Here is a 25,034-nt window from a genome sequence, read left to right as displayed (position 1 = left end):
CTACCAGACGAGGACGATCGACGGCCAGACGGTGCTAGACCCCGTGGCCTGGTCGTCGCCCGCGTAGCTCGCGGTGATCAGGTGGATCCCGCGGGAGAGCTTCGGCAGCGCGACGGTCGCGCGGCCCGCGTCGGCCGCCGTGACGTCGACGGTGGCGATCGCGCGGCCCCGGTCGAGGATCTGCACGCGGCCGGTCGGTGCCGTCGCGCCGGCCGCGAGCTTCACGGAGTACTTCACGGCCTGACCGCTGCGGACGAGCAGGCGGTCGGCGTACCCGGTGAGGGTCGACGCGTCGCGCATCGTGTCGAGGCCGACCTCCACGGGGTCGTGGTCGCTCGAGCGGAAGGCGCTGGATCCGTCCGTCGCGGCCCCGCCGTACTCGCGCGCCGCCCACTCCGGCGCGTTGACGTCCCAGACCCCGACGCCCGTGACCGCAGCTGCGCCCGCTCGGGTGGCGAGCACGTGGTCGAGGGATCCGACCTCGCCGTCGAACGAGTACGTGCGCTCGCCGGGCGCCTTCGCGGCCACGAGGTCGACGAAGCCGGCGTCGCGGAGGACCTGGATCGGGTCCTCCTCCGAGTAGGCGTTGAAGTCGCCGAGGAGGTAGACGAGGTCGGATCCGCTCGACGCCTCCAGCTCGCCCGCGAAGCGCGCCACGGCCTTCGCCTGCGCGACCCTGTCGGCGTTGAAGAAGCCCTGGCCGTCGGCGGGCTGCGTGCCGGATCCGGACTTCGACTTGAGGTGGTTCGCGACGACCGTGAAGGTCCGGTCGCCGCCGCGGAAGGACTGCGCGATCGGCTCGCGCGCGTTGCCCCAGACCGTCTCGTCGATCTGCGTGGCCGCCTGGCCCACGGGCGTCACCGCGTCCGTGCGGTAGATGATCGCGTTCTGGATCTCGTCGGTGGGCGTCGACTGCAGCGCGGCGGGCGTGCGCACGTAGTCCCACACGGGCTTCCCCGCGGCGTCGTTCAGCCCGCGCACGAGGTCGGCGGTCGCGGTGTCCGCCGGCTCGCCGAAGCGCGTCGAGTTCTCGATCTCCATCAGCGTCACGACCTGCGCGTCGAGGCCGGTGATGGCCGTGACGATCTTGGCGCGCTGCTTCTGGAACTCCTCCGCGGTGGCGGCGCCGCGCTCGCCGAGCGTCGTGAAGTAGTTGAGGACGTTGAACCCGGCGATGCGGACGTCGCCCCCCACCTCGGGCGACGACGCGGGACGCGGGTTGCCGCTCGTGAAGGTCGGCACGCGGCCGGCCGAGTCGAGCGACGTGAGCGGCGTCGTGGGCTGGAGGCGCCAGTCGTCGAAGCCGAAGGCGAGCACGTACGGCGTGGCCGGGAAGACCGGGACGTCGCCGTTGCGGACCACGCGGTCGGCCGAGTAGTAGGGCTGCGTCGCGCCCGCGGGATAGGCCGCGTTCGTGAGCTGGATGTTGTAGCCGTCGTCGAGCAGGAGCCGGCGCGCGCGGTTGTCGGCGGCGATCCGGTCGGCCTCGGCACCCGGCCGCACGACGTCGGTGGCCTTGACGGGCAGGTCGGCGCCGGCGCTCAGCCAGAGCGTGCCGAAGGTGTCGAGCTGGTGCGCGGATCCGACGCGGTAGTCGCCCGTCGGCGTCACGAGCATGCTCTCGAGCGATTCGCGGTCGGCGCCGCGGAGCGTGTCGGGAAGCGGCGTGGCGGCGGGCACGCCGACGCCGGCCTGCACGAGGTCGGTCGCCGTCGCGGCGAGCTGGGTCTGGCCCTGGCGCTCGGATGCGGTGCCCGTCACGCGGACGAGGTCGCCGATCGCGACGGCCGGGTCGGCGCTCGCGAGGTAGACGAAGATCCCGTCGGAGGCGCTCGGCGTCCGGTCGGTCGTGCCGCCCGAGCCCGCGGTCTGGATCACGATGCCCGCATACCCGCTCGCCCCGCGGTAGTCGGCGGTGACGACGCCCTCGACCGTGACGACGCGGCCGGCGAACGGGGTCGCGCTGCCGGTGCCCTGCACGTCGGCGATGGCGACGGTCGCGGCCTCGGCGGGCGACGCGACGAGCGCGGAGAGGCCGAGCGCCAGGGCGGTCGCGACGGCGAGCGGGCGGGCGGCGCGGCGGGCCGGGCCGGATCGGCGCTCCCGGGATGCGGGTGCGGTGTCGGTCTCGGTCTCGGTCATGGCGTCGTCCCCCTCGGCGTCGCGGTTCCCCCACGTGGGGGATCACCCGTCGAGCGTAGGCCGGGCGTGGCCGCGGGCGGAGGGCCGCCACCGGATGGTCACCGGCTCGTCACGCGATCGTCGCGGCGCGCCGGGAGGAGGGGTCGACCACGATGGCGCGGGACCGCCGCCACGTACTATCGTCAGGACAAACATCCGCTCGACGGCCCGAGGAGCAGTGCGACGCCGCATGATCCAGACCCGCACCACCCCCGCATCCCGCGCCGCCGCGACGGCCCGTCCGCGCCGGCCGGCGGGGTCCGTCGCGTGAGGGCCACCGTCGCCGGCGCGCCCGTGAGCTTCGGCGTGTTCGAGCTGACGCCCGAGGGCGCCGAGGTCGTGACCCCCGATGACATGGTCGAGGCGCTGGCCGAGACGGGATACGCGGGGATCGACCTCGGGCCCGTCGGCTACCTCGGCCGCGGCCGCGAGCTGCGCGACCGGCTCGCGGGCGCGGGCCTCGAGCTCGCGGGCGGCTGGATCCAGCTCCCCCTCTCCGACGACGACGCGTTCGCGGCCTCCCTGCCGGAGCTCCAGGCGTCGCTGCGCGTCTTCCAGGAGGCGACCGAGGCCGGGCCCGCGCGCCTGCCGCTGCCGACGCTCGCCGACGCCGGATCCGCGACCCGCGCCGCCGCCCCCGGCCGCGGCGCCGAGGCCGACCCGCTCGACGACGCCGCGTGGTCGCGCCTCGTCCGCAACACCGAGCGCGCCGCGGAGATCACGCGCGCCGCGGGCTTCGAGCCGACCTTCCACCACCACGCAGGCACGTTCGTGGAATCGCCCGCGGAGATCGACCGCTTCCTCGACCAGGTCGACGTGGGGCTCACGCTCGACACCGGCCACCTCGTGATCGCGGGCGGCGACCCGCTCGCGGCGATCTCCCGCTGGGGCGCCCGGATCACCCACCTGCACCTCAAGGACGTCGACGGCGCCGAGCTCCGCCGGGTGCTCGCGGCCGGCGGCGGCATGCGCGAGGTCTGGTCCTCCGGGGCGTTCGCGGCGTTCGGCCGCGGCGACGTCGACCTCGCGAGCGTGATGACCGCGATCGAGGCGCAGGGCTACGACGGCTGGGTGGTCGTGGAGCAGGACGTGCTCAACGCGCCCGACGCCGACATCCGCCGCTTCCGCGCCGAGCGCACGGATGACCAACGCGTCAACCGCGAGGCCCTCCGCACCTGGGCCTGACCCGGCATGCGACCCGCCGCGCACCGGCACCACCACCACGACACACGAGGACCCACGACATGACCACGACCCCCCTGCGCTTCGGCCTGATCGGCACCGGCCGCATCGGCCAGGTCCACGCCGCGAACATCGCCGCGGATCCCGACGCCGAGCTGGCCTGGATCTGCGACCCCTTCGTCGACGGCGCCCGCACCCTCTCCGCCCGCCTCGGCGGCCGCGTCACCGAGGACGCGGCCGAGATGATGGCGTCGGGCGGGATCGACGCGGTCCTCATCGCCTCGCCCACGCCCACGCACGTCGACCTCATCGCCGCCGCGATCGACGCCGGCCTGCCCGTGCTCTGCGAGAAGCCCATCGACCTCGACATCGCGCGGGTGGATGCGCTCCTCCCCCGCGTGCTGTCGTCCGGCGTGCCCGTGGCGCTCGGCTTCAACCGCCGCTTCGACCCGGCGTTCGCGGAGGCGCGGGCCCGCGTGGCCTCGGGCGAGATCGGCGCGCTCGAGCAGCTGTCGATCATCAGCCGCGACCCGGCCGCGCCGCCCGCCGCGTACGTGGCGGTCTCGGGCGGGATCTTCCGCGACATGACCATCCACGACCTCGACATGGCGCGCGCGTTCCTGCCCGACATCGTCGAGGTGCAGGCGACCGGGTCCACCACGTTCGACCCCGGCGCCCGCGAGCACGGCGACTTCGACACCGCGGTCGTGACGCTCCGGGCCTCCACGGGCGCGCTCGTGGTCATCACCAACTCCCGGCACAGCGCCGTCGGCTACGACCAGCGGATCGAGGCGTTCGGCTCGCGCGGATCCCTGCAGGTCTCGAACGCCCTCACGAGCCTCGTCAGCGTCTCGACCGCCACGAGCGTCGAGGGCAAGCCGCCGTACCAGGACTTCTTCCTGGAGCGCTACGCCGCCGCGTACGTCGCGGAGCTGCGCGCCTTCATCCGCCTGGCCCGCGGCGAGGCCTCCGACAGCCCGACCTTCCAGGACGGCCGCGCGGCGCTCGTGCTCGCGGACGCGGCGCAGCGCTCGGCCGTGGAGCGCGTGGCGGTGCCCGTCTCGCTCTGAGCCCTGCGCACGCACGCGCCCCCGCGCCCACCCGCCAGACCGCGCCCGCCGCGGTCGGGCGTCTTCTCGCGCGCGGGAGACCGGAGCAGGCGGCACACTTGAGGGTCGGATCGTTCGGCTCCGCCGGCAGGACGACGGCGGGTCACGACATGGATCCGTCTTGTCAGCATGTGTTGACAAACCACGTCGGGCGGGACGAAGATCGCCCCGACGACGACGTCCAGGACCCCCGCGCGGGCGTCCGCCCGACAAGGAGCATTCGATGAAGAGCAGATCCCTCGCCCCCCTCGGCCTCGCGGTCGCCGCCGCGTTCCTCCTCACCTCGTGCGCGGGCACCGGCCAGGAAGCCGCTCCCACCGCGGGTGCGAACGGCGGCGGCGGCGACCTCACGTTCGCGGTGGTCACGCACTCCGGCCCGGGCGACGCGTTCTGGGACCGCGTGAAGTCGGGCGCCGAGAAGGCCGGCGGCCAGTACGGTGCCACCGTCACCTACAACGCGGACCCGGATCCCGCCAAGCAGTCCCAGCTCATCGACAACGCGGTCGCGCAGAAGGTGGACGGCATCGTCGTCTCGATGGCGAATCCCGACGGCGTGAAGGACAGCGTCGAGAAGGCCGTGGCCGCGGGCATCCCCGTCGTCACCATCAACTCCGGGATCGAGCGCTCGGCCGAGTTCGGCGCTCTGACCCACATCGGTCAGAGCGAGACGGTCGCGGGCGAGGCCGTCGGCAAGCGCCTCGGCGAGGCGGGCCTCACGAACGCGCTCTGCGTGATCCAGGAGGCCGGCAACGTCGGCCTCGAGGAGCGCTGCTCCTCCGCGGCGGGCGCCTTCTCCGGCCAGATGGCGAACCTGCAGGTGGACGGCACGAACGACGCCGACGTGAAGGCGACCATCAAGTCGAAGCTGCAGGCGGATCCGTCCATCGACGGCGTGCTCACGCTCGGCGGCCAGTACGCGCTCGACGCGGTCGGCGCGGTCGAGGAGTCGGGGAGCTCGGCGAGGATCGGCACGTTCGACCTCTCGGAGGACGTCGTCAGCGCGGTCGAGTCCGACAAGATCCTGTTCGCGGTCGACCAGCAGCCCTACGTGCAGGGCTTCCTCGGGATCACCGCGCTCGACCTCTACGCCACCAACGGGAACGTCATCGGCGGCGGCCAGCCCGTCTACTCCGGACCCGCGTTCGTGACGAAGGACAACGCGGCGCAGGTCGCCGAGTTCGCGAAGAACGGCACCCGCTAGGCGGTCGGGCCGGGCGCGCCCGAAGCGCCCGGCCCGGCGCCTCCCCGCTTCCCCATCCGCACCGCACCGCACCCCATCGCACCGCCCGACGCCCACCGAAGGAGCACGCGTTGACCACGACGGACATCGTGACGATCGCCACGAGGCCGCGCCTCGAGAACAGGCCGATCCGCAAGATCCTCGCCCGGCCGGAGATCGGCGCCCTCGTGGCCGCCCTCGCCGTGCTGGTGTTCTTCTCCCTCTACACGCCGCAGTTCCTCACCCTCGCCGGCGCGGGCGTGTGGCTCGAGTCGGCCTCGACCTTCGGGATCATGGCGGTCGCCGTCGCGATGCTCATGATCGGCGGCGAGTTCGACCTCTCCGCCGGCGTGATGACGGGCTTCTCGGCCCTCGTGGTCGGCATCCTCACGTCGCACTACGGGCTCAGCATCTGGGTCGCGGTGCTCGTCTCCCTCGCCGCCGCCCTCGCGGTCGGCGCGCTCAACGGCTTCCTCGTGATGAAGACGGGCCTGCCGAGCTTCATCGTCACGCTCGGCACGTTCTTCGCGCTCGCGGGCGTCGACCTCGCGGTCACGAAGCTGATCACCGGCCAGGTCGCCATCCAGGGCATGACGAAGGTGCCCTCTTACGACGCCATCCAGCCGATCTTCGGCTCGTCGCTCGCGATCGGCGGCGGCAACTTCTACGTCTCGGTGCTGTGGTGGTTCCTGGTCGCGGCGGTCGCCACCTGGATCCTGCTGCGCACCCGCGCCGGCAACTGGATCTTCGCGGTCGGCGGCGCCAAGGACTCCGCCCGCCAGGTGGGCGTCCCGGTCTTCAGGACCAAGGTCGGGCTCTTCATGGGCACGGCGGGCGCGGCCTGGCTGGTCGGCATGATCTCCCTGTTCCGCACCTCCACGGTGCAGGCGAACACAGGCGTCGGCCAGGAGTTCATCTACATCATCTGCGCGGTCGTCGGCGGGTGCCTGCTCACGGGCGGCTTCGGCTCCGCCATCGGCGCGGCGCTCGGCGCGCTGATCTACGGCATGGTCTTCCAGGGCATCACGTTCGCCCAGTGGGACACGAACTGGCTGCGCACGATCCTCGGCGGGATGCTCCTCGCGGCGGTGCTCCTCAACAACCTGGTGCGGACTCGGGCGGGAGGCGGACGATGACGACCGAGACGAGCCCGAGCGCCGCCTCCGAGCCCCTCGCGCGCGCCGTCCCCGGCGCCGCCGAGGAGGCCGGCGGACGCCCCACTCCCCCGCTGCCGCCCGCCGGCACGACCATCCTCGAGGTCCGCGACATCGGCAAGAGCTACGGCGCCGTCAACGCGCTCACGGGCGTCTCGACCGTGGTCGCCGCCGGCGAGGTCACGTGCGTGCTCGGCGACAACGGCGCAGGCAAGTCGACCTTCATCAAGATGCTCGCGGGCGTGCACGCGCCGAGCGAGGGCACGATGCTGCTCGACGGCGAGCCCGTGACGCTCGGCTCCCCGCGCGCCGCGCTCCAGGCCGGCATCGCGACCGTCTACCAGGACCTCGCGGTCGTGCCGCTCATGCCGGTGTGGCGGAACTTCTTCCTCGGCTCCGAGATCACGAAGGGCACGGGGCCGTTCCGCCGCCTCGACGTGGCCGCCATGAAGGCCGTCACGCACGAGCAGCTCGCGCAGATGGGCATCGACCTGCGCGACGTCGACCAGCCCATCGGCACGCTCTCCGGCGGCGAGCGCCAGTGCGTCGCCATCGCCCGGGCCGTGCACTTCGGCGCGCGCGTGCTGATCCTCGACGAGCCGACCGCAGCGCTCGGCGTCAAGCAGTCCGGCGTCGTGCTGCGGTACATCGCGCGCTCGCGCGACCGCGGGCTCGGCGTGGTCTTCATCACGCACAACCCGCACCACGCGTTCCCGGTGGGCGACCGGTTCCTCCTGCTGAACCGCGGATCCAGCCTCGGCACGTTCGAGAAGGACGAGATCACGCTGGGCGAGCTGACGAGCCTCATGGCCGGCGGCGCGGAGCTGGACTCGCTGGCGCACGAGCTCGCGCGCGATCCGGGCCAGGACCCGGGCGCGGAGGGAGCCGAGCCGGCGTCCGGCCGCTGAACCACCGCATGCCAGGATGAGGCGTTGACCTGACCTACGAGGGAGCGATCGACGTGAGCCAACCGGAGCAGATCCTGCCGCCCGACCTGTTCCTCGCGCTCGACCGCTCGGGCCCGGTGCCCCTCTACTACCAGGTCGCGAACCTGCTGGAGACGGCGATCCACGACGGGACGCTGCCCGCGGGCGCCCGGCTCGAGAACGAGATCGCGCTCGGCAACAGGCTCGGGCTCTCGCGCCCGACCATCCGCCGGGCGATCCAGGACCTCGTCGACAAGGGCCTGCTCGTGCGCCGCCGCGGCATCGGCACGCAGGTCGTGCACGGACGGGTCACCCGCAACGTCGAGCTCACGAGCCTCTACGAGGACCTCGAGCGGCAGGGCCAGGCGCCGGCCACCCGGATGCTCTCGTCGTCACGCGGCGAGGCCGACGACAAGACCGCCGAGGCGCTCGGCGTCGAGGTCGGCAGCCCCGTGCTGCACCTCACCCGGCTGCGGTCGGCCGACGGCGTGCCGCTCGCGATCCTCGACAACGTGTTGCCGGAGCCGTTCGTGGACCTGGACCCGGAGGAGCTCGCCACCCACGGGCTCTACCAGCTGCTGCGCGGCCGCGGCGTGATCATGCGGGTCGCCAAGCAGCGCATCGGCGCCCGCGCCGGCACCGCCTCCGAGGCCCGCCTCCTCGACCTGCCGCGCGGCGGCGCCGTGCTCACGATGTCCCGCACGGCGTTCGACAGCTCGGGTCGCGCCGTGGAGCACGGGCAGCACTGCTACCGGCCCGACCTGTACTCGTTCGAGATCACGCTCGTCGACCGGTAGGCGCGGGGCCGACCGCGCGGCCGTCGTCGCGTGCGGGCGCTGGCACGATGGGCAGATGACCCCCGACGACGAGGCGACCGCCGCCGCCCCGCTCGACCGCATCGCGTGGCCGGTGCGCACCGAGCGGCTCCTCCTCCGCCGCATGGCCCCGGCCGACGCGGCTGCCATGTGGGCGTACCGGCGGCGCGACGAGGTCACCCGCTGGGTCACGTCCAGGCCCGTCGACGAGGCCGCGTGGATCGCGGGGAGCGGGGCCATGCTCCGCGACCAGCTCGTGCTCGAGCTCGAAGGCCGGGTCGTCGGCGACGTGATGGTGCGGGTCGAGGACGCGTGGGCGCAGCGCGAGGTCGCGCACCTCGCCGCCGGCACGCAGGCGGAGCTCGGCTGGACCCTGGATCCGGCCGTCGGCGGACGCGGCCTCGCGACCGAGGCGGTGCGGGAGGCGCTGCGGATCGCGTTCGAGGGGCTCGGCGTCCGCCGAGTCGTCGCGAACGCCTTCGCCGACAACGCGCCGTCGCTCCGGCTGGCCGAGCGCGTGGGCATGCGGCGGGAGTCGTACGCGGTCGCCGACTCGCTGCACCGGGACCTCGGCTGGATCGACGGGGTCGGCTACGCGCTGCTCGCCGAGGAGTGGGCGGCGCGCGGCTGAGCTGCGGGTCCCCGCGACCCGCCCCACGGGATCCAATATCCTATAGGATCTCCTCACGTGCTCGATGAGGAGGACACACGGATGACCCGGCTCTGGAACGACCCCGCTGACTTCGCGGACGACATGACCGACGGCTTCGTCCGCGCCAACGGCCGGTGGGTCCGGCGCGTGCACGGCGGGGTCTCCCGCTCCACCCGCGCGGCCGAGCCCGAGGTGGCGGTCGTCATCGGCGGAGGCTCCGGCCACTACCCCGCGTTCGGCGGGCTCGTCGGCCCGGGCCTCGCGCACGGCGCCGCGATGGGCAATCTCTTCGCGTCTCCCTCCGCGCACCAGGTCGAGTCGGTGATCCGCTCGAGCGAGCAGGGCCGAGGCGCGCTCCTCCTCTACGGCAACTACGCCGGCGACGTGCTGCACTTCGACGACGCGCAGGAGCGCGTGCGGGGCGACGGCATCGATTGCCGCACCGTCGTCGTGACCGACGACATCTTCAGCGCATCGCCCGACGAGCAGGCCAAGCGCCGCGGGATCGCGGGCGACCTCACCGTGTTCAAGGCGGCGGGCGCCGCATCCGCCGCGGGCTACGACCTCGACGACACCGAGCGCGTCGCCCGGCTCGCCAACGCGCGCACCCGCTCCATGGGCGTCGCCTTCACCGGCTGCACGCTGCCGGGCGCGGACGAGCCGCTGTTCTCGGTGCCGGAGGGCCGCATGGCGATCGGGCTCGGGATCCACGGCGAGCCCGGCATCGACGAGACCGACGTCCCGTCCGCCGACGGGCTGGCCGAGCTGTTCGTGACGCACCTGCTCGCCGAGGCGGAGGTCCCGGAGGGGGTGGAGGTGCGCGGCGCCCGCGTCGTGCCCGTGCTCAACGGCCTCGGGTCGGTGAAGACCGAGGAGCTGTTCGTCGTGTTCACGCGCGTCGCGGACCTGCTCGAGGAGGCGGGCGTCACGCTCGTGGATCCGCAGGTCGGCGAGTTCTGCACCAGCTTCGACATGGCGGGCGCCTCCCTCACGCTGTTCTGGCTCGACGACGAGCTCGAGCGGCTGTGGACCGCGCCCGCGGACACGCCGGCGTTCCGCAGCGGCGCGTTCGACGGATCCGCGCTGCAGCAGGTCGACGCGCGCGAGGACGACGAGGTCGACGCCGCGATCCCGGACGCCACCGAGGCGTCGCAGGCGGCGGCCGGGCGCATCGCCGCCGCGCTCGACGCCGCGCGCGCGGTCGTCGCCGAGCACGCCGACGAGCTGGGCCGCCTCGACGCGGTCGCGGGCGACGGCGACCACGGCATCGGCATGCTGCGCGGATCCCGCGCCGCCTCCGAGCGCGCGACCGCGGCGGTCGCGCAGGGCGCCGGCGCGCGCACCGCGCTCCGGCTCGCGGGCGACGCGTGGTCGGACAAGGGCGGCGGCACCTCGGGCGCGCTGTGGGGGCTCGTCCTCCAGGCCGTCGGCGACGCGCTCGCCGACGAGGACGCGGATCCCGTCACCGCCGCGTCCGTCGCCGCGGGCGTGGGCGCCGCCCGCGACGCCGTCATGGGCCACGGCAAGGCGTCGCTCGGCGACAAGACGATGGTCGACGCGCTCGTGCCGTTCGCCGACGTGCTCGCCGAGCGGGTCGGATCGGGCGCATCGCTCGCCGACGCGTGGGCCGCCGCGAGCGACGCCGCGCAGGAGGCCGCTGACGCGACCGCCGCGATGAAGCCCGGCATCGGACGCGCCCGCTCCCATGGCGACCGCTCCGTCGGCACCGCCGACCCGGGCGCGATCTCGCTCGCGCTCATCACCGCGGCCGTCGGGCGCACGCTCGCCGACCGATGAGATCCATCGACAGCAGCAGCAGCACCATGAGGAGGACCGGATGACCAGGACCTGGCGCATCGTCGTCGGCGCGGACGACGCGGGATACGACCACAAGGAGGCGATCAAGGCCGACCTCGAGGCGAGCGGCCTCGTCGCCTCGGTGGTGGACGTGGGCGTCGACGCCGACGGCCACACCAACTACCCGACCGTCGCGACGACGGCGGCCGAGATGGTCGCGCGCGGCGAGGCCGACCGCGCCGTGCTGATCTGCGGCACGGGCCTCGGCATGGCCATCGCGGCGAACAAGGTGGCCGGCGTCCGCGCCGTCACCGCGCACGACGGCTTCTCGGTGGAGCGGAGCGTGCTCTCCAACGACGCGCAGGTGCTGTGCATGGGCCAGCGGGTCGTCGGCGTCGAGCTCGCGCGGCGCAACGTGCGCGAGTGGCTGGCGTACGAGTTCGACACGTCGAGCCCCTCGAACGACAAGGTGGATGAGATCCGCGCGTACGAGGCGAAGTAGGGCCGTGCCCGCGCAGCCGGCCGTGTCGCCGGTCGTGATCGGCGTGAGCCTGAAGATGTACCTCGGGCACGCGGAGACGGTCGCGTGGTGCGCGGCCGTGGCAGCGATCGCGCGCGCCCATCCGGCGACGACGGGCGGCGAGGCGGAGGTCGTCGTGCTGCCGTCCTACCTCTCGGTGCCGGCCGCGGTCGGGATCCTCGACGGGCTCGCGGCCGTGGGCGCGCAGGACCTCGCGACCGAGGACGCGGGCGCGTTCACGGGCGAGGTGTCCGGCGGGCAGCTCCGGGAGCTCGGTGGCGCCTTCGTCGAGGTCGGCCACGCGGAACGGCGGCGGCTCTTCGGCGAGACGGACGAGGTCGTGCGGCGGAAGGCCGACGCCGCGCTGCGGGCGGGGCTCGTGCCGATCCTCTGCCTCGGCGAGGAGGTGCGGCAGGATCCGGCCGACGCCGCCCGGGAGTGCACCCGGCAGCTCGACGATGCGCTCGCCCTGGCGGCGGCTGGCGGGAACGGCGGCCGGGTCGTCGTCGCCTACGAGCCGCAGTGGGCGATCGGCGCGGCGGAGCCCGCCTCCGACGCGCACATCGGCGGGGTCTGCCGCGAGCTGCGGGCGCACGTGCGGGCGCTCGACGCGCATCCCGGATCCGCGGTCATCTACGGCGGCAGCGCCGGGCCCGGCCTCCTCACCCGCATCGGCGACGACGTCGACGGCCTGTTCCTCGGCCGGTTCGCGCACGACCCGCGGGCGGTCGCGTCCATCCTCGACGAGGTGCACGCGCGCGCGGCCCGGCCGGCGCCCGACGCCTCCCGGTGACGGCAGACTGTCCTGGTGACCTCCGGCCTCCCACTCGACGCGACCTCCATGCCCGCGCGGCAGGGGCTCCGCGACCGCGTCTACGACCTCGTGCTCGACATGCTCATGGGATCCGCGATGGAGCCCGGCTCCCGCCTCGCCATCGACCAGATCGCCCGCGACCTCCACGTCTCCCCCACGCCCGTGCGCGAGGCGCTCGTGCAGCTGGAGCGCACCGGGCTCGTCGCGCGCGAGGCGCACAAGGGCTACCGGGTCGCGCCGCCCATCGCCGGCGAGCAGCTGGAGGCGCTGTTCGACGCGCGCCTCGTGCTCGAGGGCGGGGCGACGGCTCTCGCGGCCGCGGATCCGGCGCGCCTCGTGCCCGCGCTCGAGGAGGCCCTCGCCGCGCACGAGGAGACGACCCGGCGGATCCGCGCGGCGGCGCACGGCGCCGAGATGCCGGTCGGTCTCATCCGCGAGTACTTCGTCGTGGACTGGGACTTCCACCACCGCATCTTCGAGGCGACGGGCAACGCGTTCCTCCTCGACATGTCCGAGGCGATCTCCACGCGCGTCCACCGCATGCGGCAGAACCTCCGCACGGGCGTGCACGACGCGGACGACGCCGTGCACGAGCACCGCGCGATCATCGACGCGGTCGCCGAGGGTCCGGAGGCCGCGGCTGCCGCGATGCGCGCGCACATCGAGCGCGTGCGCGAGCGGTCCCGGCGCGACGCGGACCCGGACGCGACGGAAGGATAGGCGGCGCGCCTCCGACGACCGCTCGACGCGGGGGTAGCGTCCTCACCACCGTCGCGCTCGTCGTGGTCGGCGGATCCGCCTGCGCCGTGGTCTTGGTCCACCTCGCGGCGCTCGACGTGGCGGGCATCAGCGGGGCGACCACGTCGTCCGTCTCCGCCCTCGCGGCCCCCGTGGGCGTCATCGCCTCGAGCGCGGTCGCGGCGATCGCGTTCGGCGTCCCCGGGCAGGCGGTGCGCCGCGGCTCGCCCCGTCCGCGTCGGCGCGGCGCGATGGCAGCCGCCGGTGCCGCGGGCGTCGCCGCCGTCCTCGGGACCGCGCTGCAGGTGGTCGGCTGGCGGATCCTGCCCGCGATCGCCGGCTTCGGCGCGCTCGCCGCCGCATCCGCGCTGCTCGTGCTGCCGTCGAGCGCGGCGGATCCGCGCGCGCCGGCCGAGGAGGAGACCCGCGGCTGGTAGTCCCCCGGGTGGCACGCCGTCCACTGGCTGGCGGCCGCGCTCGGCGTGCCGGCCCTGACGGTCGCGTGGGGCTCCATCGAGTTCGCGCGCAAGGATGACGACGCCTACGCGGGCGTCTCGGGCGGCCCCACGTTCCTCGTCGTCGCTCACGTCGTGATCGGCTTCGCGCACCTGGTGGGCTGGGCGCTGCTCCGGGGCATCGCGCACGCCGCCCCGGGCAGCTCACGGCGTCGCGGGACGCTGGCCCTGGGGATCGTGGCGCTCGCCTCGGCAGTCGGACTCGTCGTCGCCTTGGTGCTGACGGGCGGCCACCTCTTCCTGCCGGACGCGCGCCCGTACATCCCCCGAAACCGGATCCGCGTGGCGCCCGCACGAGGGGCGCGCCGGCCGCGCGGCCTGCCGTAGCCTGCGATCGTGACCCACCCGCACCACATCGCACCTGCACCCGCATCCGCCGCCCCCGCCCATCGGCACCCGCGGTGACGCGCCGGCAGATCTTCGTCGAGACCACCATCGCCGCCGACGTCGAGCGCGTCTGGGCGGCCACGCAGGATCCGGCCGAGCACGTGCGCTGGGACGTGCGCTTCTCCTCCATCACCCCCGCCGCCCCCGACGCGACCGGCGCGGTGCGCTTCGCCTACGTGCGTCGGACGCCCGTGCACGACGTCCACGGCACGGGGATCAGCATCGGCGACCGCCGGGGACGCGACGGCACCCGCACGTCCGCCCTGCGCTTCGCGACCGACGACCGCCTCTCCCCCATCCGGGCCGGCCGCGGCTACTGGCGCTACGTGCCGCTGCCGGACGGGCGCACGCGCTTCATCACCGGCTACGACTACGACCCCGGCTGGGGACCGCTCGACCTCGTCGTCCGGCCGATGCTCGGCTGGGCGACCGCGTGGAGCTTCGACCGGCTCCGCATCTGGCTCGAGACGGGCGTGGCCCCGGAGCGCTGGACGCTCCTCCACGTGGTCGCCCTCTGGCACGTCCACCGCCCGCGCGCGGGCCGGTGCCGACGCGCGCCGGCAGGCGGTCGCCGCGACGCCGACCACCTGCGCGCCGCCCCGCACACGCTGGCCGACCTGCCCGAGCCGGAGGCGCGGATCCGATGACGTCGATCTTCGAGGAGGCCCTCGGCGCCGACTTCGCGCGCCTGCACCCGATGATGCAGCGCCGCTTCGGCGTGGGCCTCGACGCGGGCGAGGCCTGCATCGGCACGGGCGTCATGTCGGAGATCCGCCGCGGGCCCTGGTGGACGGTCCCGTTCCTGCAGTTCGGCCGGCTGCGCAACATCCTCGTGCCCGACGTCGGCCGCGACGTGCCCTTCGTGATCGAGAACTACCCCTACCGGGACGCCCTCGGCCGCGAGACCGTGACCTTCGTCCGGTCCTATGAGGTCCCCCGGCGTCGGGCCGGCGGGCGCCCGGTGCGCTTCGACGCGACCATGGTGCTCGACCAGGGACGCGTGCTCGACTACCTCGGCACGCACCAGCACCTGGCGGTGGACCTCGACCTGGAGGTGGACGACCGAGGCGGCCTCGTGCTCCGCTCCGACGCGCAGCGCTTCCACGAGGGACCCGTCTCGTTCCGCTTCCCGATGCTCCTCAGCGGCCGGGCCGAGCTGCACGAGCGCTGGTCCGAGGAGGACCAGGCGTTCCGGGTCGACCTCGAGGTGCGCAACGACCGCTTCGGCTTCCTGTTCGGCTACTCCGGCACGTTCACCTGCACCTGGATCCCGGCGGCCGACGCCCCCGCGCGGCTCAAGCCCGTCCGCACCGAGCGCCGCATCTGACGCCGGGGACCGCGGGCGCGCCGCCTGGCCGGGCCTAGATGGGCGCCGGCCCCAGCTCGTCCATCAGCTCCTTGATCGCCACGTACGCCTTGTTGCGGTATGCGACGAGCGCCGCGGTGCGCTCGGCGGGCACGTCGAGGTAGCCGGATCCGGTCTTGGTGCCGTACTCGCCCGCGTCGACGTGCGCCTGGAGCGACGCCGGGGTCGCGAAGCGCTCGGGCCAGCGGGTCTGCAGCGACGCGTAGCAGAAGGCGTAGACGTCGAGGCCGGCCATGTCGGCGATCGCGAACGGGCCGAAGACCGGCAGGCGGAAGCCGAAGGTCGTGCGGACGATCGTGTCGATGTCCTCGGGGGTCGCGATGCCCTCCTCCACGATCTGCGTCGCCTCGTGGAAGAGCGCGTACTGCAGGCGGTTGAGCACGAAGCCCGTGGAGTCCGTGACGCGCGCGGTCTCCTTGCCCGTGGCCGCAACGATCTCCTCGGCCATGGCGACCGCCCGCTCGTCGGTGCCCGAGTGCGGGATCAGCTCGACGCCCGGGATGAACGGCGCCGGGTTCGAGAAGTGCACGCCGAGGAACCGCTCGGGATTCGTGACGGCCTCGGCGAGCGAGCCGATGAGGATGGTGGAGGTGTTGGATCCGATGACCGCATCGGGACGGGCCGCCGCCGAGATCCGCCGCAGCGTCGCGTGCTTGATCTCGAGCTTCTCGGGCACGGCCTCCTCGATGAAGTCGGCGTCGGCGACGGCCTCCTCGATGGACGCGGCGGGGGTCACGGCCGCGTGGATCCGCTCCACGGCGTCTGAAGGGAACAGCCCGTCGGCGACGAACCTCGCCGCCTCCTCCAGCAGGCGCGCGTGGTTCGCGACGGCGATCTCCTCCGAGATGTCGGCGATGCGCACCGTCGCGCCCGCGAGCGCGAGCACCTGCGCGATGCCGCCGCCCATGTACCCGGATCCGACGATGGCGATGCTGCGTGCGGTGCTGTTCTGGTCGGTCATGGTGCCCTCTTCCTATTCGTCGCGCGTCTGCGGCAGCAGCGTGCGGATGTAGTCGCGGTTCTCCGCGCAGACGCCGAGGCTGTCGCCGCCGTACTGCTCGGTGAGGATGATCCCGTCGAAGCCGAGCTCGACCGCGTCGCGGATCACCTGCCGGTAGTCGATGAGGCCGGCCTTCATGGTCGTGGGCACGCTGGACGCCCAGCTGCCGTCGGCCGCCTCGTCGCGCATGTAGTTCTTCACGTGCCAGTAGTTGGCGTACGGCAGCGTCTTCGCGTACAGCTCGCGCCAGCTCTCGACCGGGCGGTGCAGGCGGATGAGGTTCGCGACGTCGGGGTTGAGGCCCACGTTGTCGAGGCCGATCTCCTCCACGAGCCGCACGGCGCTGTCGGCCGTGCCGAGGTAGGTGTCCTCGTACATCTCGAGCGCCATGCGCAGGCCGAGCTGGGCGGCGTGCCGGCCGAGCTCGCGGAGGCGCGTGACGGCGGCGTCCCACACCTCGGGATCGTCGGGGTCCTTCGGGCCCTCGGCGGTCCAGAACCACAGCGCCTTCCGCTGCGCCTCGCTGAACGGCTGGTGCAGGCCGGTCGAGAAGACCTCCATGCCCATCTCGGCGATCGCGTCGATGGTGCGGTGCGCGTAGGCGAGGTTGCGCTCCTCGTGCCCGGGCATGATCACGCTCTGCCGCTGCAGGTGCACCGAGGGGATGCCGACGCCGTGGTCCCGCGCGATGGAGACGAGCTCGTCGCGGCGGGAAGGCTCGAGGTCGGCGGGGCGGACATGGCTGTCGGCGAGCTCGGCGAGGCTGAAGCCCTCGCGGGCGATGTCGGCGAACATGCGATCCCAGACGGCGGCGTCCGCGTCGTGGAGGGCGGTGCCGTCGCGGCCGACCGTCGCGAACGAGTGGAGGCAGGTGGCGATGGGCCAGTCCGCGGCGGTGAACGCGGGGGCGGGGTGGGTCGCGGGGTTCTCCGGCATGCTGCTCCATCGCGGTCGTCGGGTCCCGGATGCCCGGGATCCAGATCCTATAGGAAATAGCATCTGGACGCCCGGGTCGATCCGGCACCCGTCCCTCGTCAGCCGAGCAGCGGCCGCTGCGCCCTCTTCCGCTCCACGTACTCGGCGTGCGCGGCCTGCGTGGACGGCATCTCGGAGACGCCGGGGACCGGCACGTCCCACCAGCCCTCGCCGTCGGGACCGTAGACGAGCGGGTCGCTCTCGACGTGGATCACCGTGGTGCGGTCGGACGCCTTCGCACGCCGCACGGCGTCGCCGAGCGCCGTCGTCGCGTCGGGGCCGGGCGCGATCTCGATCACGTCGACACCGTAGCTGCGGGCATTCGCCGCGAGGTCGACGGGCAGCGGCTCCCGGCCCTCGAAGTTGCGGGTCACCGCATCCAGCGCCTGGTAGCGCGTGCCGAAGCGCTCGGTGCCGACCGTCTCGGAGAGGTGGCCGATCGAGGCGTAGCCGTGGTTCTGGATCACGACGACGATGATCTTGATCCCCTCGGCCACGGCGGTCACGAGCTCCGTGTGCAGCATGAGGTACGAGCCGTCGCCGACCATGACGATCACGTCGCGGTCGTCGCCGAGCGCTTCCGCGCCGCGCTTGACGCCGAGGCCGCCGGGGATCTCGTAGCCCATGCACGAGAACGCGTACTCCACGTGGTACCCGAGCGCGTCGCGGACGCGCCACAGCTTGTGGAGGTCGCCGGGCAGAGATCCGGCCGCCTGCACGACGACGTCGCGCGGGTCGCTCGCGGCCTGGACCGCGCCGATGATCTCGGGCTGGCCGGGCAGCGCGCCGCCCGTGGGGGCGAGCGCGCGGTCGACGGCGGCGTCCCACTCGCGCTTCTCGCGGGCGATGCGGTCGGCGTACGCGGCGTCGACGCGCGTGCCGGCGAGCGCCTCGATCAGCGCCTCGAGGGTCTCGCGCGCGTCGGCGACCACGGGCAGCTGCGTGCCGTGCTTGTACGCGTCGAAGGCGGCGACGTTGACGTTGACGAAGGTCACGTCGGGGCGCTGGAACGCCGTGCGGCTCGCGGTGGTGAAGTCGGAGTAGCGCGTGCCGATGCCGATCACCACGTCGGCCTCGGCGGCGAGGCGGTTCGCGGCGGTGGATCCGGTGGCGCCGATGCCGCCGACGTACTGGGGGTGGTCCCAGGCGAGGGATCCGCCGCCGGCCTGCGTGGTGCCGACCGGGATGCCCGTGGCCTCGGCGAAGCGCAGCAGCGCCAGCTCGGCCGCGGAGTAGATGACGCCGCCGCCCGCGATGATGAACGGCGTGCGGGCGTCGCGGATCGCTTGGACGGCGCGCGCCAGCGGCCCGCGCTCCGGCAGCGGCCGGCGCAGATGCCACTCGCGCGGCGCGAGGAACGCGAGCGGCACGTCGAGCGCCTCCGCCTGCACGTCCTCGGGCAGCGCGATGGTCACGGCACCCGTCTCGGCCGGGTCGGTGAGCACGCGCATGGCCGCGAGCGCGATCGAGTACAGCTGCTCCGGCCGCTGCACGCGGTCGAAGAAGCGCGAGAGCGGGCGGAACGCGTCGTTGACGCTGATCCCTGAGTCGTGCGGGTGCTCGAGCTGCTGCAGCACCGGATCCGACACCCGCGTCGCGAAGGTGTCGCTCGGCAGGAGCAGCGCCGGCAGCCGGTTGGCCGTCGCGAGGGCCGCGCCCGTGAGCATGTTCGCGGCACCCGGCCCGACCGAGGCGGCGCTCGCGTAGGTGGCGAGGCGGCGGTGCATGCGGGCGAAGCCGACGGACTGGTGCACCATCGCCTGCTCGTTGCGGGCCTGGTGGTACGGCATGAGGTCCGGATCCTGCGCGTTGGCCTGCATGAGCGCCTGGCCGATCCCGGCGACGTTGCCGTGGCCGAAGATCCCGAAGACGCCCGGGATGGTGCGCTCGCGGTGGTCGCCGTCGACCGTCCACTGGTTCGCGAGGAACGCGACGAGCGCCTGGCTGACGGTCATGCGGGTGGTGGGCTCGGTCATCGGGACGCGGCTTCCTGGTCGGGGTCGGGGACGTGCGCCGCGGCGGCGTCGGGGGCGAACGGCAGGCGCGGGTCGATCTCCTGCCCGGCCCACGTGCCGCGGATCCAGCCGTGCGCGGGGTGGTCGCTGATGAGCCAGGCGCGGTCGGCGCCCGGGCCCGCCATGACGTTGAGGTAGTAGAGGTCGTAGCCGGGCGCCGCGACCGCGGGCCCGTGGTAGCCGAACGGCACGAGCGCGACGTCGCCCGTGCGCACCACGGCGTCGATGGCGATCTCGCCCGCGGGCGACGACGACGTGTGGAAGAGGCCGAACGGATCCGCGTCGGCGGGCGCGTCCAGCCCGCGACCGACGGCGGTCTCGAAGTAGTAGATCTCCTCCAGCTCCGACTCCTCCCCCGGCTTCTCCTCGTCGTGCTTGTGCGCCGGGTAGCTCGACCAGTTCTCGGCCGGCGTCAGCACCTCGCAGACGATGAGGCGCTCCGCGTCGAGGGATCCGGGGGTGCCTGGCGTGCCGAAGTTGTGCACCTGGCGGCTCGACCGGCCGGCGCCGCGCAGCTCGACGGGCACGTCGTCGCGGGCGATCCGGCGGCTCGGCACGGGCCGGGTCGCGGGCGACTCGGCGACGGCCACGCGGCCGGATCCGGTGAGCACCGCGCTCGCATCGCACGACAGGTAGAGCACGTCCGTGGGTCCCGCGAAGACCGACGCGCGGCCCGCGAGGTCGGTCACGCGCTCCTCGCCGTCGGCCTCCCGGTGCCGCACGGCGAAGGATCCCGCGAGCGGCACCACCATGCGCTCGACGCCCGAGGCGGGCAGCGCGAGCTCCTCGCCGTCGGCGAGCACGGCGACGCGGAGGCCCGTGTGCTGCCAGCCGGGGATGGATCCGTCGACCACGGTCTCCCAGCCGTCCCGCCCGAGGCTCCCGCGGGGGTGCAGCCACTCGTTCGTCGTCATGCGCGTCTCCGTCGTCGTCGTCGGGTGCCCGGTCGGCCGGGCGGGGTGGGTGGGTGCGGATCAGTTCTGCGGGAAGCCCAGGTCGACGCCACCGTGCGACGGGTCGAGCCAGCGGCTGGTGATCGCCTTCTGCTGGGTGAAGAACCGCACGCCCTCCGCGCCGTGGGCCTTGGTGTCGCCGAACAGGCTGGAGCGCCAGCCGCCGAACGAGAACGTGGCGACGGGCACGGGGATGGGGACGTTGATCCCGATCATGCCGACCTGCACCTCGTTCTGGAAGCGGCGCGCGGCCCCGCCGTCGTTCGTGAAGATCGCGGTGCCGTTGCCGAACGCGCCCTGGTTGATGAGCGCGACACCCTCCTCGTACGAGCGGACGCGGACGACGCCGAGCACGGGTCCGAAGATCTCCTCCGTGTAGGCGCGCGAGCTGGTGGGCAGCTCGTCGATGAGGGTCGGGCCGAGCCAGAAGCCGTCCCGCTCGCCGTCGACCTCGATGCCGCGGCCGTCGACGACGACGCGCGCGCCGTCCTCCTCGGCGATGGCGATGTAGGAGGCCACCTTGTCGCGGTGCGCCTCGGTCACGAGCGGCCCCATGTCGCAGCCGCGGCGGCCGTCGCCGACCCGGAGGGACGACATGCGCGACGTGATCCGCTCGATGAGCGCGTCCGCGACGGGCTCGACCGCGACGACGACGGAGATCGCCATGCAGCGCTCGCCCGCCGAGCCGAAGCCCGCGTTGACGGCCGAGTCGGCGACGAGGTCGAGGTCGGCGTCCGGCAGCACGAGCATGTGGTTCTTGGCCCCGCCGAGGGCCTGCACGCGCTTGCCGTGCTTCGTGCCCGTCTCGTAGACGTACCGCGCGATGGGCGTCGATCCGACGAACGAGATCGCGCGCACGTCCGGGTGCGTGAGCAGCCCGTCCACCGCCTCCTTGTCGCCGTTCAGCACGGTGAAGACACCGTCGGGCAGGCCCGCGCGCTTCCACAGCGCGGCGATCCAGATGGCGGCGCTCGGGTCCTTCTCGCTCGGCTTCAGGATCACCGTGTTGCCGGCCGCGATCGCGATCGGGAAGAACCACATCGGCACCATCGCCGGGAAGTTGAACGGCGAGATGATCCCGACGACGCCGAGCGGCTGCTTCGTCGAGTACACGTCGACGCCCGTGGACACCTGCTCCGAGTACTCGCCCTTGAGGTGGTGCGCGAGGCCGGTCGCGAACTCCACGACCTCCTGCCCGCGGGTGATCTCGCCGAGCGCGTCGCTCACGACCTTGCCGTGCTCCGACGTGATGATCTCCGCGAGCTCGCCCTTCTCGGCCTCGAGCAGCTCGCGGAAGCGGAACAGGATCGCCTGCCGCTTGGCGAGCGAGAGGTCGCGCCACGCCGGGAACGCGGCGTGGGCCGAGGCGATCGCGCGCTCGATCTCCGTGGCGTCCGCCAGGGCGACCTCCTTCGTGACGACGCCGCGGGCCGGGTCGTAGACGGGGGCGGTGCGGCCGGAGGTCGAGGGCGAGCGGGCGCCGTCGATCCAGTGCGGGACGACGGGGAGCGGGGCGGTGTCGGTCATGGTGTCCTCAGGCGGTGGCGGGTGGCGGGTCGGATCTGGGTCGGGTCTGGTCGGTCTTCGGGGGTCAGGGGCGGGCGCGGCCGTGGACGAGGCCGACGGCCTGGTCGACCGCGCGCGCGACGTCGCCGTCGGCCGGGTGGATCAGCGTGCGGCCGACGACCAGGCCGCGGACGCCGGGGAGGTCGAGCGCGTGCTCCCAGCCGGCCCAGGTGTCCTCGCTCGCGCCCTGCGGGTCCCCGCCGAGCAGCAGCGTGGGCAGCGTGGTCGCGGCCATGACGCGGGCCATGTCGTCGACGACGGGCAGCTTCATCCAGGTGCGCGCGGACGACGAGCCGAGGCCCGACGCGACGGCGATGGAGGTGATGACGGCGTCGGGCGTGAGGTCGTTGACGATCCGGCCCTCCTGCCACGCGCTCATGAACGGCTCGAGCATGATCGGCAGGCCGGCGCGCACGGCGGCGTCGACCGCGCGCGCGTTCGCCTCGAGCGTCGCGGCCGTGCCGGCGTCGCCGAGGTTCACGCGCACGAGTGTCTTCGCGAAGTCGAGGCCGTCGCGCACGATGCCCGCGACGTCGTAGGCCGTGAAGCGGTCGTCCATCTCGAAGACGGCGCCGCGCAGGCCGCCGCGGTTCATGGATCCGACGACCACCTTGTCGTCGAGGAGGCCGAGGAGCGCGAGGTCGTCGACGATGTCCGGGGTGCCGAGCACGCCGTCGACGCCGTCGCGCGTGAGGGCGGTGGCGAGGCCGGCGAGCAGCTCGTCCCGGTCGGCGAGCGCCATGGGGTCGTCGCCGACGCCGAGCGCGCCGCGGGCGGGGTGGTCGGCGGCGACGATGAGCAGGCGGCCGTCGTCGCGGATGAGCGGGCGGCGGACGCGGCCGGCGAGCGCGCGGGCGACGGCGTCGGGATCCATGGCGCGCAGGTCGCGGAGGGCCTGGAGCGCACCCGGCAGATCGCCCGCACGCAGCGCCTCGGCGGGCGCCCGGGTCGCGTCGACCGCGGTCACCGGTTCCCCTCCAGCACGGCGTCGACCTCCGCCGTGGTGGGCATGGCGGTGGAGCACTCGCGGCGGGAGGCGACGATGGCGCCCGCGACGTTGGCGAAGCGCAGGATCCGCTCGAGGTCCCACCCGGCGAGCAGCCCGTGCACGAGCGCGCCGCCGAAGCCGTCGCCCGCGCCGAGCCCGTTGACGACCTCGACCGCGTACGGCGGCACCTCCACGGTCTCGTCGCGCGTCTTGGCGAGCACGCCCTTCGGGCCCTGCTTGACGATCGTGAGCTCGACGCCGCGGTCGAGCAGAGCGTCGGCGGCCCGGAGCGGATCCGTCTCCCCCACCGCGATCTCGCACTCCTCGCGGTTGCCGACGGCGACGGTCACGTGCTCCAGCGCGCGGCCGACCTCACGGGTCGCGTCCGCGGGGGACGACCAGAACATCGGCCGGTAGTCGAGGTCGAGCACCGTGAGCGGCCGGCGCGCGCGGGCGGCCCACGCGGCGTGATGCGCGGATCGGCTCGGCTCCTCGCTGAGGCCCGTGACGGTGGACCAGTAGACGCGCGCGCCCTGGATCGCCGCCCGGTCGAGCGCGTCGGCCTCGATGCAGAGGTCGGGCGCCTTCGGCCGGCGGTAGAAGTAGAGCGGGAAGTCGTCGGGCGGGAAGATCTCGCAGAAGGTGACGGGCGTGGGCAGGTCGTCGACGGGCGTCACGAACTCCGCGGAGACGCCGAGGCGCTCGAGCTCGCGCGTGACGTAGCGGCCGAACGGGTCGTCGCCCGTGCGCGAGATCAGGGCGGCGGATCTGCCGTGCCGGGCCGCCGCGACGGCGACGTTCGCCGCGCTCCCGCCGAGGTACTTGCCGAAGGTCTCGACGTCCTCGAGGCCCACGCCGTCCTGGAGCGGGTAGAGGTCGACGCCGACGCGGCCGATCGTGATCACATCGTGGATCGGCGTCGGGGCAGGGGCTGCGTTCTCGGCAGAGCTCATGTCGGCGCTGCTTTCTCTTCGGCGGGGGCGGTTCTGGTGCCCCTCCAACGTAGCCTATGTTCTGACATGTGCACATGGTCCGCACGCCGGATCCGGTCCGCTCAGTCGAGCGGCAGGTGCATCACGTGCAGGCCGACGAGCCCGTGGTCCGCGTGGTCGAAGGCAGCGGGGACGGTGCCGATGATCCGGAAGCCGAGCGACCGCCACAGGTGCACGGCCGCGTGGTTCGTCTCCACGACGGCGTTGAACTGGATCGCCCGGTAGCCCTCCGCGCGCGCCCACGCGATCACGTGCTCGCCGAGCGCGCGACCCACGCCGCGGCCGCCGTGCGCCGGATCCACGAGGAACGACCCGGTGGCGACGTGCGCGCCGCGCCCCGGGCGGTTGGGTCCGGCCTTGGCGGATCCGAGCACGGTGCCGTCCTCGTCCACCGCCACGAAGGTGCGGGCCGGCGCCTGGGCCATCCAGTACGGCCGCGCCTCCTCGAGCGACTGCCCGGCCGGGAGCGCGTAGGCGCGGCCGGCGTCGACGATCGCCCGGTAGAAGGGGTGGATCAGGGGCCAGTCGGCGTCCGTGGCGGGGCGGATCTGCATGCGGTCGAGGCTATCCGGCGGCTCTGCCGAGGCGCGGTCAGACGGGCGCGTCGTCCGCCAGCCGCTGGAAGAGCACGTGGTCCTGCCACTCCCCCGCGATGCGGAGGTAGCGCGGGGCGAGCCCGTAGCGCGTGAACCCGCAGCGCGCGAGCACGGCCTGCGATGCGGCGTTGTGCAGGAGCGTGCCGGCCTCCACCCGGTGCAGCCCCAGCTCGCCGAACGCGAGGGTGACCGCGGCCTCAACTGCGGAGGTCGCGAGCCCACGGCCGGTGCGATCCGCCGCGAGCCAGTACCCCATCGCGCACGACTCGAACGCGCCGCGGACGATGCCGTTCAGGTTGATCCGCCCGGCCACGGATCCGTCGTCGTCGAGGATCGCGAGCGGCACGCCCTGCCCGCGCGCGTGCTGCGCGAGCGCCGCCTCGACGTCGGCGCGCTGACCCGCGGGGGTGTCGTGGTCGGGCTGCCGGATCGGCTCCCACGGCGCGAGGAACGCGCGGCTGCGCAGGCGCAGCCCGGACAGCGCGGGGGCGTCGTCGGGCGTCAGCAGGCGGATCCGGTCGGGCACGGCATCGAGGATGCCAGACCGCGGGAGCACCCATGCACGACGACGGCC

The 25,034-nt window shown here is 73.9% G+C and carries 25 protein-coding genes; 15 read left to right on the top strand and 10 right to left on the bottom strand.

Translation table 11 applies throughout. The annotated features are described in order from the left end of the window. Complete coding sequence (locus FGD68_RS06020) at positions 1-2,142, bottom strand: ExeM/NucH family extracellular endonuclease (RefSeq protein WP_119372821.1); 2,142 nt, start codon at positions 2,140-2,142, stop codon at positions 1-3. Between the two features lie 306 nt (positions 2,143-2,448). Between FGD68_RS06020 and FGD68_RS06015 the strand changes: the two genes are divergently transcribed. The 15 genes from FGD68_RS06015 to FGD68_RS05945 all read left to right on the top strand — a co-directional run bounded on the left by FGD68_RS06015 (position 2,449) and on the right by FGD68_RS05945 (position 15,336). Continuing rightward, complete coding sequence (locus FGD68_RS06015; protein WP_119372820.1) at positions 2,449-3,366, top strand: sugar phosphate isomerase/epimerase family protein; 918 nt, start codon at positions 2,449-2,451, stop codon at positions 3,364-3,366. Positions 3,367-3,425: 59 nt separating this feature from the next. Continuing rightward, positions 3,426-4,433, top strand: coding sequence for an inositol 2-dehydrogenase (gene iolG / locus FGD68_RS06010; protein ID WP_119372819.1), 1,008 nt, complete (start codon positions 3,426-3,428; stop codon positions 4,431-4,433). Positions 4,434-4,695: 262 nt separating this feature from the next. Next, on the top strand, positions 4,696-5,673 hold the full coding sequence (locus tag FGD68_RS06005) for a sugar ABC transporter substrate-binding protein (protein WP_119372818.1): 978 nt from the start codon (positions 4,696-4,698) through the stop codon (positions 5,671-5,673). 110 nt (positions 5,674-5,783) lie between these two features. After that, the gene (locus FGD68_RS06000; protein ID WP_119372817.1) at positions 5,784-6,827 is read left to right on the top strand and encodes an ABC transporter permease; all 1,044 of its coding nucleotides are present in this window, start codon (positions 5,784-5,786) and stop codon (positions 6,825-6,827) included. Next, the gene (locus FGD68_RS05995; protein WP_119372816.1) at positions 6,824-7,753 is read left to right on the top strand and encodes an ATP-binding cassette domain-containing protein; all 930 of its coding nucleotides are present in this window, start codon (positions 6,824-6,826) and stop codon (positions 7,751-7,753) included. The genes FGD68_RS06000 and FGD68_RS05995 overlap by 4 nt, the downstream gene beginning before the upstream one ends. A 53-nt stretch (positions 7,754-7,806) precedes the next feature. Next, positions 7,807-8,568 carry a GntR family transcriptional regulator gene (locus FGD68_RS05990; RefSeq protein WP_104236863.1) on the top strand — a complete coding sequence of 254 codons (762 nt, stop codon included), beginning with the start codon at positions 7,807-7,809 and terminating at the stop codon, positions 8,566-8,568. A gap of 55 nt (positions 8,569-8,623) precedes the next feature. Then, complete coding sequence (locus FGD68_RS05985) at positions 8,624-9,217, top strand: GNAT family N-acetyltransferase (protein ID WP_119372815.1); 594 nt, start codon at positions 8,624-8,626, stop codon at positions 9,215-9,217. A gap of 81 nt (positions 9,218-9,298) precedes the next feature. After that, a complete protein-coding gene (locus FGD68_RS05980) occupies positions 9,299-11,035 on the top strand; it encodes a dihydroxyacetone kinase family protein (protein WP_237609903.1) in 1,737 nt (578 codons plus the stop codon). 40 nt (positions 11,036-11,075) lie between these two features. After that, positions 11,076-11,537: a ribose-5-phosphate isomerase gene (locus tag FGD68_RS05975; RefSeq protein WP_104236861.1), complete on the top strand. Its 462-nt coding sequence runs from the start codon at positions 11,076-11,078 to the stop codon at positions 11,535-11,537. A 4-nt stretch (positions 11,538-11,541) separates the two neighbouring features. Continuing rightward, positions 11,542-12,348 (top strand): triose-phosphate isomerase family protein, encoded by an 807-nt coding sequence (locus FGD68_RS05970; protein WP_390611166.1) that lies wholly within the window; start codon positions 11,542-11,544, stop codon positions 12,346-12,348. Between the two features lie 15 nt (positions 12,349-12,363). Beyond that, positions 12,364-13,089 carry a GntR family transcriptional regulator gene (locus FGD68_RS05965; protein ID WP_237609902.1) on the top strand — a complete coding sequence of 242 codons (726 nt, stop codon included), beginning with the start codon at positions 12,364-12,366 and terminating at the stop codon, positions 13,087-13,089. 86 nt (positions 13,090-13,175) lie between these two features. Then, complete coding sequence (locus FGD68_RS05960) at positions 13,176-13,544, top strand: hypothetical protein (RefSeq protein ID WP_237609901.1); 369 nt, start codon at positions 13,176-13,178, stop codon at positions 13,542-13,544. A 45-nt stretch (positions 13,545-13,589) separates the two neighbouring features. After that, entirely contained in the window at positions 13,590-13,949 is a 360-nt protein-coding gene (locus FGD68_RS05955; protein ID WP_119373428.1) for a hypothetical protein, read from the top strand. 74 nt (positions 13,950-14,023) lie between these two features. Beyond that, positions 14,024-14,656, top strand: coding sequence for an SRPBCC family protein (locus FGD68_RS05950; protein WP_182480950.1), 633 nt, complete (start codon positions 14,024-14,026; stop codon positions 14,654-14,656). Next, the gene (locus FGD68_RS05945; RefSeq protein ID WP_119373429.1) at positions 14,653-15,336 is read left to right on the top strand and encodes a DUF4166 domain-containing protein; all 684 of its coding nucleotides are present in this window, start codon (positions 14,653-14,655) and stop codon (positions 15,334-15,336) included. Before FGD68_RS05950 ends, FGD68_RS05945 begins: the two co-directional genes overlap by 4 nt. Positions 15,337-15,370: 34 nt before the next feature. Here FGD68_RS05945 and FGD68_RS05940 read toward each other — a convergent pair whose 3' ends face one another. The 9 genes from FGD68_RS05940 to FGD68_RS05900 all read right to left on the bottom strand — a co-directional run bounded on the left by FGD68_RS05940 (position 15,371) and on the right by FGD68_RS05900 (position 24,986). Beyond that, on the bottom strand, positions 15,371-16,336 hold the full coding sequence (locus tag FGD68_RS05940; protein ID WP_119373430.1) for a 3-hydroxyacyl-CoA dehydrogenase family protein: 966 nt from the start codon (positions 16,334-16,336) through the stop codon (positions 15,371-15,373). 12 nt (positions 16,337-16,348) lie between these two features. Next, the gene (locus FGD68_RS05935) at positions 16,349-17,311 is read right to left on the bottom strand and encodes a sugar phosphate isomerase/epimerase family protein (RefSeq protein WP_119373431.1); all 963 of its coding nucleotides are present in this window, start codon (positions 17,309-17,311) and stop codon (positions 16,349-16,351) included. 98 nt (positions 17,312-17,409) lie between these two features. Continuing rightward, positions 17,410-19,326, bottom strand: a complete 1,917-nt coding sequence (iolD, locus tag FGD68_RS05930; RefSeq protein WP_237609900.1) for a 3D-(3,5/4)-trihydroxycyclohexane-1,2-dione acylhydrolase (decyclizing) — start codon at positions 19,324-19,326, stop codon at positions 17,410-17,412. Further along, the gene (gene iolB, locus FGD68_RS05925) at positions 19,323-20,279 is read right to left on the bottom strand and encodes a 5-deoxy-glucuronate isomerase (RefSeq protein WP_119373446.1); all 957 of its coding nucleotides are present in this window, start codon (positions 20,277-20,279) and stop codon (positions 19,323-19,325) included. The genes iolD and iolB overlap by 4 nt, the downstream gene beginning before the upstream one ends. Positions 20,280-20,339: 60 nt before the next feature. Continuing rightward, positions 20,340-21,845 (bottom strand): CoA-acylating methylmalonate-semialdehyde dehydrogenase, encoded by a 1,506-nt coding sequence (locus FGD68_RS05920; protein ID WP_119373445.1) that lies wholly within the window; start codon positions 21,843-21,845, stop codon positions 20,340-20,342. A 64-nt stretch (positions 21,846-21,909) separates the two neighbouring features. After that, positions 21,910-22,851: a Cgl0159 family (beta/alpha)8-fold protein gene (locus FGD68_RS05915; RefSeq protein WP_237609899.1), complete on the bottom strand. Its 942-nt coding sequence runs from the start codon at positions 22,849-22,851 to the stop codon at positions 21,910-21,912. Further along, positions 22,848-23,825, bottom strand: a complete 978-nt coding sequence (gene iolC, locus FGD68_RS05910; RefSeq protein WP_119373485.1) for a 5-dehydro-2-deoxygluconokinase — start codon at positions 23,823-23,825, stop codon at positions 22,848-22,850. The genes FGD68_RS05915 and iolC overlap by 4 nt, the downstream gene beginning before the upstream one ends. 101 nt (positions 23,826-23,926) lie before the next feature. Next, the gene (locus FGD68_RS05905; RefSeq protein WP_119373484.1) at positions 23,927-24,418 is read right to left on the bottom strand and encodes a GNAT family N-acetyltransferase; all 492 of its coding nucleotides are present in this window, start codon (positions 24,416-24,418) and stop codon (positions 23,927-23,929) included. A 37-nt stretch (positions 24,419-24,455) separates the two neighbouring features. Beyond that, positions 24,456-24,986 (bottom strand): GNAT family N-acetyltransferase, encoded by a 531-nt coding sequence (locus tag FGD68_RS05900; RefSeq protein WP_237609898.1) that lies wholly within the window; start codon positions 24,984-24,986, stop codon positions 24,456-24,458. Positions 24,987-25,034 lie beyond the last annotated feature (48 nt).

This window comes from Clavibacter californiensis, assembly GCF_021952865.1.
Lineage (GTDB): Bacteria > Actinomycetota > Actinomycetes > Actinomycetales > Microbacteriaceae > Clavibacter > Clavibacter californiensis.
Note: the sequence above shows the minus strand (reverse complement) of the source record. Positions and strands in the feature narration are given on the sequence as shown.